Origin of the sequence: Sphingomonas antarctica (genome assembly GCF_965137005.1) — a bacterium.
Lineage (GTDB): Bacteria > Pseudomonadota > Alphaproteobacteria > Sphingomonadales > Sphingomonadaceae > Sphingomonas_O > Sphingomonas_O antarctica.
This window is the reverse complement of the sequence record NZ_CBCRXM010000013.1, coordinates 47,975-62,850: the sequence shown is the minus strand read 5'-3', so window position 1 is coordinate 62,850 and position 14,876 is coordinate 47,975. Positions and strand designations below refer to the sequence as shown.

The 14,876-nt window shown below is 61.8% G+C and carries 16 protein-coding genes, 1 tRNA gene and 1 pseudogene; 7 read left to right on the top strand and 11 right to left on the bottom strand.

The genetic code is table 11. The annotated features are described in order from the left end of the window. The first annotated feature begins 104 nt into the window (after positions 1–104). Both ACM9ME_RS12440 and ACM9ME_RS12435 read left to right on the top strand, forming a co-directional pair. Positions 105–1,673, top strand: coding sequence for an alpha-amylase family glycosyl hydrolase (locus ACM9ME_RS12440; RefSeq protein WP_415643777.1), 1,569 nt, complete (start codon positions 105–107; stop codon positions 1,671–1,673). Then, positions 1,670–2,695: a glycosyltransferase family 4 protein gene (locus ACM9ME_RS12435; protein WP_415643776.1), complete on the top strand. Its 1,026-nt coding sequence runs from the start codon at positions 1,670–1,672 to the stop codon at positions 2,693–2,695. The genes ACM9ME_RS12440 and ACM9ME_RS12435 overlap by 4 nt, the downstream gene beginning before the upstream one ends. A 150-nt stretch (positions 2,696–2,845) precedes the next feature. Here the strand turns inward: ACM9ME_RS12435 and ACM9ME_RS12430 are convergent, their stop codons facing one another. Both ACM9ME_RS12430 and ACM9ME_RS12425 read right to left on the bottom strand, forming a co-directional pair. Further along, complete coding sequence (locus ACM9ME_RS12430) at positions 2,846–3,691, bottom strand: ATP-grasp fold amidoligase family protein (RefSeq protein WP_415643775.1); 846 nt, start codon at positions 3,689–3,691, stop codon at positions 2,846–2,848. A 141-nt stretch (positions 3,692–3,832) separates the two neighbouring features. Further along, positions 3,833–4,624, bottom strand: coding sequence for a methyltransferase (locus ACM9ME_RS12425; protein WP_415643774.1), 792 nt, complete (start codon positions 4,622–4,624; stop codon positions 3,833–3,835). Between the two features lie 767 nt (positions 4,625–5,391). Here ACM9ME_RS12425 and ACM9ME_RS12420 point away from each other — a divergent pair. Next, a pseudogene (locus ACM9ME_RS12420) lies at positions 5,392–5,571 on the top strand (hypothetical protein); the annotation flags it as partial. 51 nt (positions 5,572–5,622) lie between these two features. Here the strand turns inward: ACM9ME_RS12420 and ACM9ME_RS12415 are convergent. Then, complete coding sequence (locus ACM9ME_RS12415; RefSeq protein ID WP_415643773.1) at positions 5,623–6,324, bottom strand: IS6 family transposase; 702 nt, start codon at positions 6,322–6,324, stop codon at positions 5,623–5,625. A gap of 129 nt (positions 6,325–6,453) precedes the next feature. Here ACM9ME_RS12415 and ACM9ME_RS12410 point away from each other — a divergent pair, with 129 nt between their 5' ends. Next, positions 6,454–7,542 (top strand): recombinase family protein, encoded by a 1,089-nt coding sequence (locus ACM9ME_RS12410; RefSeq protein WP_415643808.1) that lies wholly within the window; start codon positions 6,454–6,456, stop codon positions 7,540–7,542. Here the strand turns inward: ACM9ME_RS12410 and ACM9ME_RS12405 are convergent. From ACM9ME_RS12405 to ACM9ME_RS12385, 5 genes are all read right to left on the bottom strand, one after another. Next, a tRNA-Arg gene (locus ACM9ME_RS12405) sits at positions 7,513–7,589 on the bottom strand. The genes ACM9ME_RS12410 and ACM9ME_RS12405 overlap by 30 nt on opposite strands. Before the next feature lie 25 nt (positions 7,590–7,614). Further along, positions 7,615–7,980: a hypothetical protein gene (locus ACM9ME_RS12400; RefSeq protein WP_415643772.1), complete on the bottom strand. Its 366-nt coding sequence runs from the start codon at positions 7,978–7,980 to the stop codon at positions 7,615–7,617. Further along, positions 7,977–8,642: an endonuclease III gene (nth, locus tag ACM9ME_RS12395; RefSeq protein ID WP_415643771.1), complete on the bottom strand. Its 666-nt coding sequence runs from the start codon at positions 8,640–8,642 to the stop codon at positions 7,977–7,979. Before nth ends, ACM9ME_RS12400 begins: the two co-directional genes overlap by 4 nt. After that, complete coding sequence (gene dapB / locus ACM9ME_RS12390) at positions 8,639–9,367, bottom strand: 4-hydroxy-tetrahydrodipicolinate reductase (protein WP_415643770.1); 729 nt, start codon at positions 9,365–9,367, stop codon at positions 8,639–8,641. The genes nth and dapB overlap by 4 nt, the downstream gene beginning before the upstream one ends. A gap of 105 nt (positions 9,368–9,472) precedes the next feature. Next, a complete protein-coding gene (locus ACM9ME_RS12385; RefSeq protein ID WP_415643769.1) occupies positions 9,473–10,240 on the bottom strand; it encodes a DUF72 domain-containing protein in 768 nt (255 codons plus the stop codon). A 146-nt stretch (positions 10,241–10,386) separates the two neighbouring features. On the opposite strand from ACM9ME_RS12385, the gene ACM9ME_RS12380 reads away from it, so the two are divergent. The 3 genes from ACM9ME_RS12380 to ACM9ME_RS12370 are packed head-to-tail and all read left to right on the top strand — an operon-like array spanning position 10,387 to position 12,510. Beyond that, the gene (locus tag ACM9ME_RS12380; RefSeq protein ID WP_415643768.1) at positions 10,387–10,806 is read left to right on the top strand and encodes a GFA family protein; all 420 of its coding nucleotides are present in this window, start codon (positions 10,387–10,389) and stop codon (positions 10,804–10,806) included. A gap of 16 nt (positions 10,807–10,822) precedes the next feature. Then, the gene (locus tag ACM9ME_RS12375; protein WP_415643767.1) at positions 10,823–11,683 is read left to right on the top strand and encodes an oxidoreductase; all 861 of its coding nucleotides are present in this window, start codon (positions 10,823–10,825) and stop codon (positions 11,681–11,683) included. Beyond that, on the top strand, positions 11,680–12,510 hold the full coding sequence (locus tag ACM9ME_RS12370) for an NAD-dependent deacylase (protein ID WP_415643766.1): 831 nt from the start codon (positions 11,680–11,682) through the stop codon (positions 12,508–12,510). The genes ACM9ME_RS12375 and ACM9ME_RS12370 overlap by 4 nt, the downstream gene beginning before the upstream one ends. Here the strand turns inward: ACM9ME_RS12370 and era are convergent. The 3 genes from era to lepB are packed head-to-tail and all read right to left on the bottom strand — an operon-like array spanning position 12,477 to position 14,829. Then, positions 12,477–13,370, bottom strand: a complete 894-nt coding sequence (era, locus tag ACM9ME_RS12365) for a GTPase Era (protein ID WP_415643765.1) — start codon at positions 13,368–13,370, stop codon at positions 12,477–12,479. The genes ACM9ME_RS12370 and era overlap by 34 nt on opposite strands. Then, entirely contained in the window at positions 13,367–14,020 is a 654-nt protein-coding gene (gene rnc, locus ACM9ME_RS12360) for a ribonuclease III (protein ID WP_415643764.1), read from the bottom strand. The genes era and rnc overlap by 4 nt, the downstream gene beginning before the upstream one ends. Further along, entirely contained in the window at positions 14,017–14,829 is an 813-nt protein-coding gene (gene lepB, locus ACM9ME_RS12355; RefSeq protein WP_415643763.1) for a signal peptidase I, read from the bottom strand. The genes rnc and lepB overlap by 4 nt, the downstream gene beginning before the upstream one ends. Between the last annotated feature and the right edge of the window lie 47 nt (positions 14,830–14,876).

Below are 14,876 nucleotides of genomic sequence, written 5' to 3'. Positions count from 1 at the left end.
CAGTACATCGTTCAATTTCCCCATAAGCCGCCACTGAAGCTCGGACGAGGTTTCGGCTGGTATCTATCGCGGGGTACGGCCAATCTAGCCGTATGGTTGCACGAATGATCCGCCCGTGGTGGGAAACAGGCGTTATCTACCAAATTTACCCGCGATCATTTCAGGACTCCGATGGCGATGGCATCGGCGACCTCGCTGGCATCGAACACCGTCTGGATTATGTCGAAAGCCTAGGCGTTGATGCGATCTGGCTTTCGCCAATTTTCCCGTCCCCGATGGCCGATTTCGGCTATGATGTTTCGAATTATTGCGGGATCGAGCCAATGTTCGGTGATCTCGCCGCCTTCGACCGGCTCCTCGTCTCAATCCATGCGCGCGGTCTCAAGCTTATTCTCGACTTGGTGCCCAATCACTCTTCGGACCAGCACCCCTGGTTCGTCGAAAGCCGGTCATCACGCAACAATCCCAAGCGCGATTGGTATATCTGGGCTGATGCCGCGCCTGGGGGTGGACCCCCAAACAATTGGGAGAGCGATTTTGCCGGCTCATCTTGGGAATGGGATGCGGCCACCGAGCAATACTATCTGCACGCCTTTCTTAGGGAACAGCCAGACCTCAATTGGCGCAATTCGGAACTCAAGGCAGCGATGTTCGATGTTATGCGCTTTTGGTTTGAGCGAGGCGTCGACGGGTTCCGCATCGACGTACTGTGGCACATTGTGAAGGCGGCAGCGTTTCCAGACAACCCGGTCAATCCGGACTGGACACCCCTGATGAATGCGCGCGATCGCGTCTTTCAAAGCTATTCGACCGATCAACCCGAGGCGCACGCAATCTCGGCCGAGATGCGCGCGATTGCCGATGATTATGGTGGGCGCGTCTTGATCGGTGAAATTTTTCTGCCGAATGAGCGCCACGCACGTTGGTTCGGCACGCCCGAGCAGCCGCAGGTCCACCTGCCGTTCAATTTCCAGCTGATCGAAAACGATTGGAATGCCGAGCGCCTCGGACACCTGATCGTCGATTATGAGACTTCGCTGCCCTCGTTCGGCTGGCCCAATTGGGTTCTTGGCAGCCATGACGCGCCTCGGATTGCCGCGCGGATCGGAGAATCACAGGCAAGAGTTGCGGCCATGCTGCTGCTGACCCTGCGCGGAACGCCGGCGCTATTTCAAGGTGACGAGCTCGGCATCGGTAAGGTCGATATCCCGGCCGAGCGCGTGCGTGATCCGCAGGAGTTGCGGCAGCCGGGTCGCGGACTGGGGCGCGATCGTTCGCGAACGCCGATGCCTTGGGACTGCTCGCAGAATGCCGGTTTCAGCACCGGTGAGCCGTGGCTGCCGATCAATGCCGACTGGCCCACGCGCAACGTGGAGACACAGGGCGCCGATGACGGTTCGATGCTTAAATTGTACCGCGACCTTGTGGGGCTGCGGCGTGCTCACTCCCCGCTCAACGCCGGCGATTTTGCACTTATACGTGCGTCCGAAAACGTCCTGATCTACGAGCGTCGTGGAGGCGGCAAGCACTTCATTGTCGCGCTGAACCTGAGCGAAGAAGTACGGCGGGTCACGCTTCCCAATTGTGAAGTGTTGCTCTCGACGCTTTCCGGGGTCCCCGAACCGGGCATGCTTCGGCCCAATGAAGGACTGATCGTGAAGCCAACGTCTTGAGGATAGCCATGCTCGCGCCGATCGCATGGCGTACCCCTCCGCGCGCCTATGGCCCCTGGGAACTTGTGACGAGCATGCTGACTGAAGCGCTAGTCGAGCGCGGGGTAGACGTTACGCTGTTTGCCACGCTCGACAGTCAAACAGCGGCAAAGCTGGATGGGGTTGTTCCCGCGCCTTACGAGGAAGACGCGACAATCGACGCCAAGGTGTGGGAATACCGCCATCTGTCGCATCTCTTTGCGCAGGCCGATCAGTTTGATTTGATCCACAACCAGGCAGACTTTCCCGCTCACGCTTTCGCGCCCTTGGTTGACACGCCGATCGTCACAACGATCCATGGATTCGGCTCAGACCGGATCCTGCCGATGTATCTGCCGTTTGGTGACCGCGTGCACTACGTGGCCATCAGCGACGCCGACCGACACCCGGCACTGAGCTACGCCGCGACGATCCATCATGGGGTCCCGGTCGAAGATTTCCCGTTTAACGCCGACGGAGCCGACAGCCTTATCTTTTTCGGTCGCATACATCCCGACAAGGGCGCCGCCGAAGCAATTGCGGCGGCACAGGCGAGTGGCCGCGCGCTTGACCTCTATGGTGTTATTCAGGACCGTGATTATTACGAACGCAAGGTGTTACCGCACTTATCAGCCACCATTCGATATCATGGAGCGGTCGGCGGAGAGCAGCGAGTTCGAACGCTTGGCCATGCTCGCGCGCTTCTGCATTTGATCAACTTTGATGAGCCGTTCGGCCTTTCGGTGATTGAGGCAATGGCCTGCGGTACGCCCGTGATCGCCAACCGCCGCGGTTCGATGGCGGAATTGGTTGAGCATGGCGTGACTGGATTTCTTGTCGATAGTTTCGACGAGGCGGTTTCAGCGGTCGGGCGCTCGGCCGACATTGATCGCAGGGCGTGTCGTCGATCGGTAAGCGAACGTTTCTCGATCGATGGCATGGCCGACCGCTACATAGAATTATATCGATCGATCATCGAAGGTCCTAAGCTGACCAGTCCATAAATAGTCGCAGGTTAGAACCAAGCAGTCGCTCCGCGATCGCAGCTTTGCGCCCAAAACCAGTCGTTCAATTTATGGATCACAGATCTCAGAAGCAGCCAATTGGTGGAAGCCGACCGGGAGCTCCCATCTTAGGAGCGCGAGGCAGTGCCTTCATCGCGCGCGTGCTGCCTTACTTGGCGCGGGGCATTGGTTCGCTGCACGTGCGTTGAGCCACAACCTGCCCCATTCCGCATCCAATCTTGGTGGATTAATGGCAAGCAGACCCGAACCAGGGTAGAAAGTAACTTCCCCAAATAGTGGTTGGGTGTCGGGCTGGTAGAAATCCACTCTCGCGAAATCGAAACCTCGGGCCATCTCTTCGGCAGCCAGCAGCATAGCGGTGAGAGCAGTAGGACGGACCACGTTGGGTGCGCCGTTTTCTAGCGCACACCAGTCGCGGTCATGGATCACCCATTGATGACGGCTGGCACGATCGAGGTGAACCTGAACATGTGTGGCCTGCCCGCCGAAGACGAAAACCTTGTAGTCCAAAGGTAAGCTGTCGTTCGGCCCGATCTTGGGCTCCACCAACAACCCGCGGGGTATCTCTCGATAGGCCCACTCATCGAGCCACTGGCCGTAGTCATGTCGCATCCAACACGCTGATGCGCGTTTGGCCACTGCCCAATCGTAGTCGCTGTAGACGAACGCATTCTGGTTGCAGCCATGCCGCGCTTTGACAACCACCGGGCCCATCCACGGGCATTCGTCGGGCATGACATCACCCGACCAAAGCATCGGGATGATCCAATCTCGGCCTAGCCGGTCGGCAGCAATGGACTTCGCGGCCACCTTGTCGGCAAGCTTGGGCATACGTTCGTCGCGGTCGAACATCTTTCTGAGCTGCACGAGCTCGGTAAACAGCGATGGATCGGCAAGCCGCGGTAAGCGTCGGTGACACCAGAGATAGGTCAGGTTGATGCGTAGCTGTGCCCCGCGGAGAGACGGAAGGCTCATACGGAGATGATTTTCATCCGGATTAAAGCCAGTTGGCTTGAGATTGTTCCGCGCCGGGAATGCACAGCTGGATCGTCATCTCAACAGCGGTGGAAGTAGAACGTTACGCGCCAATTTTCCAATGGAGTAATTGGCAGAAATCTAAACTGGACAGCGAAAGATCGCCGAAACCAGAGCGATCCGATCAACTTCTGAATAAGCAGGCTCACTTAGCTCTTCGCCAAAGATGTCCGGGTCGAGCTCGTTATACTCCAGCCGACATCCGTTTTCGATTAGGCGAGCTAGCGTCTGATGCAGGCGATCCTGACCCTTTATGATCGCGCTGCCGGTATAGAGTATTAGCCGTCCACCCGGCGCAAGCCTGGCCAGCGCCGCTTTTGCAAGGTCGAGCGACAATTGGCCCCCGTGGCGCCTTCCACCATCGCGATATACGCGGTCGCCATCATCCGCAATGAAGGGCGGGTTGAGCAAAATAAGATCGAAGGTTCCGTCAATGCCGTCGAGGGCTGATGTTTGTATGACCTGCAGATCCATCCCTGCCGCCGTCGCATTTACCGAAGCGAGCCGCAGGGCATCGGCGTTGATATCCGTGCCAAGCAGTTTGGCGTTGGGCGCTAGTCCACCAACCGTAAGCGCTCCCACCCCCGCGCCGGTGCCGATATCGACGACCCTTGCTGTCTTCGCCAGCGGCTGGCGTGACAGTTCGGCTGCAATCAGGCGAGCGAAACGATAACTATCAGGGCCCAGGAACACCGCGTCGGCAGCGACCGTCGGGAAGGACGAATGGACATATAGCCGGCCATCGACCGAAGACACGCGCAGCTTCGCCCGAAAAGCCCCGAACACATCCTCCAGCCCGCCACTCGCACGAAGTGGTTCAAGCAGATCGGCTGGGAGGAGCCGTTCCCCAAAGGGCAGGCTCCAGCCGAACACGTCCTCTACGGTCTCCGCGATACGTGCGGGTTGCCGTCCGAGCACGCGTTCGTGTGACGCAGGCGTGATTGTGGTGAACCTGTATTTCCGGGCAGCAAGGGCTTTGAGCAACGTTACCAGGGCCTGATCGGGTGTCGCTAGCTCGATCATGACGAAGTCGGCTGGAGCAATCTGGTCGGTTCGTCAACGAGCCAACCTTTCGCCGACGCTCTAGCGCTGGCCGAACCAAGCCGTCATGGATTATATCGCCGAGGTGTGATGCACGTCGGCGAGGTCAGAATGCCCGAAAACGGGTCGTTAGCCGACAGGCACCTTCGCGCCCAATTCCAGTCGTCGCCGTGCCCACGGGCAAATCCCGAAAGCTGTCATTCGTTCATGCGACGTCTGCTGACACAAGGGGTGGAAGGTGGACAGGCAGCTTTCGGGTGGCCGAATGGCGTAAATGGACTCCTGTTCATGAAATTCGGGATGGCGCCTACGCGCCTCAATAGCCAGCCCTCCCCGACGGGCACTGTCAGACGTAATGCACCGCTGATTTCCTATCTGGTTCGCGGCCAACGTTTGGCGCGAATGTCCCGCGAATGGGCCAAGTTCAGGCTGGCTTTGTTCCGCTCAATTTCAGCCAAGCGCAGCCAGTTTCGCCGCGAACGAACCAGATTCCGGTTAGTCTGATGGTGTGGACGGCGCTCTGTTTGGCAGTTGATTCGGAAGAACCCGCTGCCAGTCTGTGATCGTTGTCGAAGCGATCCAGCACAGGAGCACCGTCCATGGGTAAATTACCAATCGATTTGTCGTCTGTCACCACGGTTGGCCTCGATCTGGCCAAGCATGTGTTCTTCGTCCACGCCGTGGATGACCAAGGCCAAGTTATCGTTGCCCGAGAGGTGCGTCGCCGAGACCTGCTTTCCTTCTTCGCCTCACTGCCAGCGTGCCTGGTCGGCGTGGAGGTGTTGTCAGGTTAACTTCCGGGAGCGGCAATAGACCGTAATTCTGTCGTTTCATGCAGCGGCGGCGGACGCGGCGTTCCACTCCGCCATCGCGGAAGTTCGGAAGAGGCGCATCGTGTTTCGGGAGATCAGGTGACGCTGGATATTGAAGGTGTTGTAGATTGCGCTGTGGGTGGAAACGAAGCGTTGCGCCTGGCCCTGGGACTTGAAGCGCTGCATTTTTCGCTCTCGTCGCCGGACCGGCAGGTGAGAGTTTTCGGCCCGGTTGTTGTCGCGTAATCGGCCGGGATGATGCCGGGCCAGGCATCCCAGAACTTTCATCGCCGCAGGATACGAAGCCAAGCCATCGGTAACGATTGCCTCGGGCATGGCGCCCTGGTTCTTCATCAGTTTTCGCAACAATTTCAATGCAGCTGCTTTGTTGCGGCGCTTCTGAACCAAGATGTCGAGGACCTCACCTTCCTTGTCCACGGCGCGCCACATGTACATCCGTTTACCACTGATCCGCACGACCATCTCATCAAGATGCCACACACTGTCGGCGCGCCCGCGGCGACGCCGAATGTTGGCGGCGATGGCCGGGCCGAACTTGATCGTCCAACACCGAATGGTCTCGTAGCTGACCTCGATCCCGCGCGCGGCGAGCAGCTCCTCGACGTCCCGAAAACTCATCGTGAAGCGAAAATACAGCCACACCGCGAGCCGAATCGTGTCGGGCGGAAACCGGTGCCGCTTGTAGGAAATCGGTTGCATCATCGCCTCCTGACAGAGACAAGTTAGCATTAGCCTGACAGCACCTTCTGGAACGGGCAGACGCCGCCTCTCGGGTATCGCAGTTACGAAGCCGAGCGTCGCGGAGGCAAGAGCAAGCGCAAACTCGAGATTGACGAAGACGAAGCCTTCATCGTGCGTAAAATGTTCGAACTTTATCTTGATGGACCACCAGGCGGGCTACCGCTCGGCATTACCAGATTGGCCGCGTGGCTGAATGACCATGGTTACAAGCAGAGGGGTGGCAACTTCTACATCTCGAACGTGCAGCGCATCCTCCGCAATCTCGCGTACGTGGGAGTTGCGCTCTATAACAAACGTAACGCTCGTACCGGCGAAATGCGTCCCGAAGACCAATGGATCGCGATCCCGGTCCCGCCGATCGTGTCGCAAGAGGACTTCGAGGCCGTGCAGGCACGACTTGTCGAGCATCGCCCGGCGAACCGCCCGGCACGGGTTACAACGACCAACAACTTGCTGATTGGCCTCCTCAAATGCGGCTGTGACGGAGATGGTTGTGGCGGAGGAATGACCACGTCGACGGGCAAGTCAGGACGTTACAAATATTATGCTTGCTCAAACCGCGCCCGCGCCGGTTTAAGCGTTTGTCGAGGGCGGCGGGTGCCGATGGCCAAGCTCGACGCAATCGCATTGACGGCAATCGAAGCCCAAGTGTTGAAACCCGAGCGCTTGCAAGCATTGTTGTCGGGTTGGCTCGACTATTCTGCCGACGCGTCCAGTTCGCGCCGCGAGGCGCTGCGCCAGTTGCGGTCGCGGCAGACCGCACTTGAAGCGGGCGTCGATCGTCTTCTCGATTTGGTGGCAGAAGGCGTGTTGACGGCGACAGATGAGCGCTTTTCACGCAAATATGCTGAACAGACCAACCAGTTGGCCGGAATTAAAACCGATATCGTATTGCTGGAAAGGAAGTTGCAGCGGTCTGAGCGTCGCATCACACCCGAGCGTTTGCAGCGGTTTAGCGACCTGATGCGCGAGGGGTTGCGCTGCCACAACCCGGCTCTTGCCCAGCATTACGTCCGTTCAATGGTCGATCGCATCGAAGTGGGTGACACTACTATCAAGATCGTGGGCGCTAATCGCGCTCTGGAACACGCCATCTGCCGGTTCGATGGCGATCCAAAACGGATGGTGCCCAACATCGAACGGGAATGGCGCACCGGAAGGGATTCGAACCCCTGACCCCTGCCTTCGGAGGGCAGTGCTCTATCCAGCTGAGCTACCGGTGCGTGGGCGCGGCCTTACGCGGGCGCGCTACTTCTTGGCAAGCTGGACCGGCTGAAACATGCCCAGCCCGCACGATGCGCCGCGCGACAGGCCGCCACCACTTTGCAGCACCGTGATGATGTCGACATTGCACAGCTGCGATGTCGAAGTGGTGTAAGCGAACTTCTCTTCGAACCCGAGGCTGGGGCACGAGTTGGGCAGGGTGTTGCGATAGACCTTGCCGCCCGATGTGTAGAAATCGATCACGCTGTCCGACCGCACGCGCGTTTCGCGGATCCGCGTCGTCTGGAGGCAGCTGACCGCTTTGCCATCGGGCGTCGCGACGGGGATATCGCGCGGCCGGGCCTCGGCGGCACCGGCGATGAGGGCGGTAGCGAGCAGCAGCTTGTTCATGGCGTTCCTCCGGCATCCTTCTGCTTCGGCGCAGGTGTCTTGGGCCTGAACGCGCAAAGCTCGGCAACGACGCAGCGCCAGCATTCGGGGGTGCGCGCCTTGCAGATGTAGCGGCCGTGCAAAATCAGCCAGTGATGTGCGTGGCTGCGAAACGGCTGCGGCGTCTGGCGGTCGAGGATCGTCTCGACGGCGAGCGGCGTCTTGCCCCTGGCGAGGCCGGTGCGATTGCCAACGCGGAACACATGGGTGTCGACGGCAAACGTCTCCGCCCCCAGCGCGACGTTGAGCACGACATTGGCGGTCTTGCGCCCGACGCCAGGCAGTTCCTCGAGCAGCGCGCGCTCGTTCGGCACTTCGCCGCCATATTTGTCGACCAGCATCCGGCTGAGCGCGATGACGTTCTTGGCCTTGGTGTTGAACAGGCCGATGGTCTTGATGTGCTGCTTGAGGCCGTCTTCGCCAAGATCGAGCATCGCCTGCGGATCGCGCACTTTGGCGAACAGCGCCTTGGTAGCCTTGTTGACCCCGACATCGGTCGCCTGCGCCGACAGTGCCACCGCGACGAGCAGGGTGTAGATGTTGACGCTTTCAAGCTCGGTCTGCGGGTCCGGATTGGCCTCGGCCAACCGCCGGTAGAACTCGAAAATATCGGCCTTCTTCAAAGCCCCAGCACGTCGTTCATCGTGTAGCGCCCGGGCGACAGGCGGACGAGCCACAGCGCCGCCTTGATCGCGCCGCGCGCGAAAATGTCGCGGCTTTCGGCGCGGTGGGTGATTTCGATGCGTTCGCCTTCTGTCGCGAGGAGCACGGTGTGGTCGCCCGCCGCGGATCCGCCACGGAGCGACGCGAAACCGATGCTGCCACGGTCGCGCGGGGAGTCGTTTTCGAAGCGGTCGAAGCGACTGACTTCGGGGAGGCTCCGTGCGCGGCCGCGCGCGGCGGCAGCGGCCAGCGCGAGCGCCGTGCCGGACGGCGCGTCGACCTTGTGGCGGTGATGCAATTCGAGGATTTCCACGTCCCAATCCTCGTCCAGCCGCGCCGCCGCCTGCTCGACCAATGCGGTGAGTAACGTCACGCCGAGCGAGGTGTTCGCCGCCTGCAGCACCGCAATCGACTGCGCCGCCTCGTCGATCATCGACTGATGTTCTTCGGTCAGGCCGGTGGTGCCGATGACGATCGGCGTTTTCGCCGCGACGGCCGCATCGAGATTCCCGCCGAGTGCTACGGGCGCGGAGAAATCGACGAGCACGTCGCTCTTCTTCGCCAGTTCGAGCGGATCGTCGCCCGCATCCGACCCGCCCGCGAGGACGAGATTCTGGTCCGCGAGGGCGTGAGCGATGGCTTGCCCCATGCGGCCTCTGCTTCCGTAGATTCCGATTTTCACCATAAGAGTGATTCCGAAGAAGAAGCTGGACCCCGGGTCAAGCCCGGGGCGACGATATGGGGTAAAATAACCGGACTGCGTCGCCCCGGCCTCCGAGCCGGGGTCCAGCTACTTTTGCAATTTCTCTATCAGCGCCATGGCCGCCGCCGGATTGCGGTGCTTTGCGCCCGAGATGAAGAACACATAGGCGTCGCGCCCGTCCGCGGTCCAATCGTTCGCCCGGGCCGCCCAGGCGTCGAGCGCCTTGGCATCATAGCCCGTCGCGACTTCGTCCACGCTCTCCTGTAGCCGCGCATAGAAAAGCGTGGAGGATGGCGCGGTGATTTCGGGGAAGTCGTTCGAATGCGCGAACACGACGGCGTGTCCGGCCTTTGCCACCATCGCCGCAAATTCGGGCGCGAGGAAACTCTCGTGCCGCACTTCGATGGCGTGTTGCAGCGGGACGCCGTCCTGTGTCGCGGGGAGCAAAGCGAGGAACCCGGCGAAATCGTCGGCGTCGAATTTCTTGGTCGCCATGAACTGCCACAGGATCGGCCCCAAGCGGTCGCCCAATTCGGTCAGCCCTTGCGTCAGGAACCGTTCGATCGATTCCGTGCCATCGGCCAGCACGCGGCGGTTGGTGCAGAAACGCGACGCCTTGACCGCGAACTTGAACCCGTCGGGCACCGCTTTGGCCCATTTGGCGAAGGTTTCGGGCTTCTGGCTGCCGTAATAGGTGCCGTTGATTTCGATCGCCGTCAGCTGGGTCCCGGCATAAGGCAATTGCTTCGCCTTGCTGAGGCCCGCGGGGTAGAATGTCTCGCGCCACGGGTCGTAATCCCAGCCACCGACGCCGACGCGAATGGTGCCGCGATTCACACGGTTCACATCTGCCATTATCGTTTCGCTCCGCCGCCCGGTTCACACGATTCACATGTGCCAATAAGGGCTGTGGGGAAGGGGGGCGAGGCCGGTCGGGTCATGCCGCGTTCCTGCCACAAGCAAGCCGGTGTAGGACAGCAGGAAATCGAGGGAGAGACGCCGTGACGACCCGCACCGCCACCTGTCGCTGTGGCCAGCTTCGCGCCGAATGCGAAGGAGAGCCGGTGCGCGTGTCGGTGTGCCACTGCCTCGACTGTCAGCGGCGTTCGGGCAGCGCCTTTGCGGCGCAGGCGCGCTGGCCCGACGAGCGCATCACCGTGACGGGCGAGGCCAAGGCGTATTCGAATGTGTCCGACAGCGGCAATCGCGCGACCTTCCACTTCTGTCCCGAATGCGGCGCGACGGTCACTTATGTGATCGAACTGATGCCCGGCGTGACCGCCGTGCCGATGGGTGCGTTCGCCGACCCGAATTTCCCCGCGCCAAGCTATTCGGTTTACGAAAACCGCAAACACCCTTGGGTCGAAATTACCGGCGACGTGGATCATTGGTCGCCCGAGCAAGTTGATGCTGGAGAGTAATTCAGGGAGACCCAGCATGGCCAATCTCGACGCCGCCGGCACGTATCAAATCGGCGACCGGACGGTTCATCGCATCGGTTATGGCGCGATGCAGCTGGCGGGGAAGGGCGTGTTCGGTCCGCCGCGCGACCGTGCCGAGGCGGTCGCCGTGCTGCGGGCGGCGGTCGATGCCGGCGTCGATCATATCGACACCAGCGATTATTACGGGCCGTTCGTCGTCAACGACATCATCCGGGAGGCGCTGCATCCCTATCCCGCGCATCTCACCTTGGTGACCAAAGTCGGGGCGGTGCGTGATGCCAAGGGCGGCTGGCTGCCCGCGCAAACTCCTGCGCAATTGACGTCGGCGGTCCAAGACAATCTCACCCGGCTGGGCATCGAGCAGATCGGCGCGGTCAATTACCGCGCGATGTTCGCGCAGGAACCCGCCAAGGGGTCGATCGCTACACAGGTCCAAACGCTCGCCAGGTTGCGCGACGACGGGCTGATCGGCGGCGTCGGGGTCAGCAACGTCCTGCCCGAGCAGATCGCCGAGGCACAGGCGATCACGCCGGTCGTCTGCGTCCAGAACATGTATAATCTGGCGCATCGGGGCGACGATGCGTTGGTCGACAGCCTTGCCGCGCAAGGCATCGCCTATACCCCGTTCTTCCCGCTCGGCGGGTTCAGCCCGTTGCAGTCGGATGTGCTGTCGCGGGAGGCGGCGCGGCTGGAGATCACGCCTTTGCAGGCAGCGCTGGCATGGCTGTTGCGGCGGTCGCCGAACATCCTGTTGATCCCCGGCACGTCGTCGCGCGCGCACCTCGCGGAGAATTTGGCTGTCGCGGACATCACGCTCGATGAAGAGGCGATAACCGCGCTCAACGGCATGGCGTGACCCCTCGCAACATCGTCATCCTGACCGGGGCGGGGATTTCAGCCGAAAGCGGGCTGGCGACGTTTCGCGGGCCCGGCGGGCTGTGGGAAGGGCATCGCGTCGAGGATGTTTGCACCCCCGACGCGCTGAGGCACGATGCGGAATTGGTGCACCGCTTCTACGACGAGCGGCGCGCGGCGCTGGATCGAGTCGAGCCCAATGCAGCGCATGTCGCGCTGGCGCGGCTCGATGCCGAATGGTCGGGAGAGTTGCTGATCGTCACGCAGAATGTCGACGATCTGCATGAGCGTGCCTGGCAGCACCTTTCTCGTCACCCCGGCGAAAGCCGGGGTCCATCGTCCGAACCTGGGGTACGCCCGGAGGGATGGATCCCGGCTTTCGCCGGGATGACGGCAGGGGGCCGTGCGCCTCGACTAATCCACATGCATGGCGAGCTGAAATCGGCGCTGTGTGCCGCGTGTGGCGCGCGGCGGGCGTGGCTCGAAGGTCTGCCGCCCGCGACGCTGTGCGCGGACTGTGGACGACCCGCCCTCCGCCCCGACATCGTGTTTTTCGGCGAAATGCCCTACCGGATGGAGGAGATCGACGCGGCGGTCTCCCGCGCGAATCTGTTCGTGTCGATCGGCACTTCGGGCGCGGTCTATCCGGCGGCGGGCTTCGTGCGGACGGCCAGCTATCATGGCGCGCAGACGCTCGAGATGAACCTCGATCCGAGCGCGGGCAGCATCTATTTCGACACGACGCGGATCGGCCCGGCCAGCACATTGGTGCCCGCTTGGGTCGACCAGCTGCTTCAGTCGACCCAGTCGAGTCCGATGTCGCGATAGATCCCGCGGTCGTCGCTCCATTTGGGGGCGACCTTCACGTGCAAATAGAGGTGGACGCGGCGGTCGAGCAACGTCGCCAGTTCGGCCCGCGCCTTTGAGCCGATCTCTTTCAATCGCACCCCGCCCTTGCCGAGGACGATGGCGCGTTGGCTGTCGCGTTCGACGAGGATTTGCTGGTGTATTTCGACCGAGCCGTCGTCGCGTTCGCTGTATTTTTCGGTGACGACTGCGCTCGCCTGAGGCAGTTCCTGATGCAGTTGCAGCGTTAATTGTTCGCGCGTGGCTTCGGCGGCCATCATCCGTTCGGGGGCGTCGCTGACCTGATCCTCGGGGAAGTGCCACGGCCCTTCGGGCAGGCGCGCGGCGAGCATGGCTTTGAGGTCCGCGACGCCATCGCCGGTGGTGGCCGACACCATCAGCGTTTCGTCGAACTCGATCCGCTCGTTGAGTTTCTGCGCGAGCGCGAGGAGCTTGCCTTTGTCCGCCGCATCGACCTTGTTGAGGATCAGCAACTTGGGTTCGCTGCGGTTTTCGAGCGCGGTGAGGATGCCCGCCAGCTTTGGTCCGCCGCCGCGCGTGGCATCGACGACCAGAGCAATGACGTCCGAATCCTGCGCGCCGCCCCATGCCGCCTGGACCATCGCGCGGTCGAAGCGGCGGGTGGCGTCGAAAATCCCGGGCGTGTCGACCAGCATGATTTGTGCCTCACCCTCGATCGCGATGCCCATCAGGCGGGTGCGCGTGGTGCCGGCCTTGGGCGTGACGATCGCCACTTTCTGGCCGACCAGCGCATTGACGAGGGTCGATTTGCCCGCGTTGGGCGCGCCGATCACAGCGACGAGGCCGCAATGCTGCGTCATAGGCTGAGCATTCCCAATAAAGCGGTGGCCGCAGCGGTTTCGGCCTCCTGTTTGGACGAACCGGTGCCGTCCGCCTCGCCCGCAGTGCCGAGGCTGGCACGGACGGTCCAGCGAAGCGCATGGTCGGGACCCGAGCGGTCGATGACGGTGTAGGTCGGCGGCTTGCGCTTATGTCCTTCCGCCCATTCGTGAAGCAAGGATTTGGGATGGCGCGGCACCGCAGCCTTGCCGTCGATCCGGCTGGCCCAGGCACGGTGGATGAAAGCGCGGGCGGCTTGCAACCCGTGTTCCTGATACAAAGCGCCGATCAGCGCCTCGATCACGTCGCCGAGGATGTTGTCGCTGTCCGCCGCGCCATCGTCGCGCGCCTGCTTGCCGAGGCGGACATGGCCGCGCAGGCCGAGATCGCGGGCGACATCGGCGCAGGTCGCGCCGGACACCAGAGTGACGAAGCGGTGCGACAGCTCGCCTTCGCGGTCCCTGGGGAACAGCGCGCTCAACCAGTCGGCGATGACGAGGCCGAGGACGCGGTCGCCGAGAAATTCGAGGCGCTGGTAATTGTCCGCGCCGTGGCTTGGATGCGTCAACGCGGTTTGGTACAGCGTCGCATCACGCGGCTCCGCACCCAATGTCTCGGCGAGCCAGCTCAAAACCCTTCGCCGATGCGGTGCCAGCGCGCCGCCGTGAACCACGTCCAGGGGAGCAGGTAATTGGCGGAGCCGTCGGTCGAGAACACCGAGAATTGCGCGCGGCCGACCAGATTTTCGATCGGCACGAAGCCGAACCCGCCGGCTTCGAGGCGGCTGTCGGCGCTGTCATCGCGGTCGTCGCCCATCAGGAAGACGTGGCCGGCCGGGACGCGGTAATCGCCGGTATCGTCCGCCGGATAGCGCCCGAAATCCAGGACGTCATAGCTCCGCCCGCCGGGCAAGGTCTCACGAAAGCGCATATAGCGGCAGGTGCTGCCATGATCCGATGCCGGGGTCAGGCAATGGGTGTTCGGGCTGACCGGCACGATAAAATCGGCGATCTGGACCTTCGGCACCGCCGTTCCGTTGATGAACAGCTGGCCCGCCTTCATGCGGATCGTGTCGCCGGGCAGGCCGATGACGCGCTTGATCACGTCGATATTATTTTCGGGCGGTTCCTTGAACACCACCACGTCGCCGCGTTGGGGCAAGGTGGTGAGGACGCGTCCGGGGATCAATGGCACCGAATAAGGCAGCGAATAACGCGAGAAGCCGTAGGGCCATTTGGTCACGATCAAATAATCGCCGACCAGCAAGCGCGGCATCATCGATTCCGACGGGATGCTGAACGGCGCGAAGACAAAGCTGCGGACCAAGGCGACGACGAATAACAGCTTGATGCAGAACAGGGCAAAATCGCGCCACTCGCTGCGCGCGACGGGGGCTGGCGCGATTGCGGCGGGCGGGGCATCGTCCATCGGCGGCGGCATGGGGCGATGCTCGATGTGGGTCAAGGCGGTGTAGCAAGGTTGGGAGA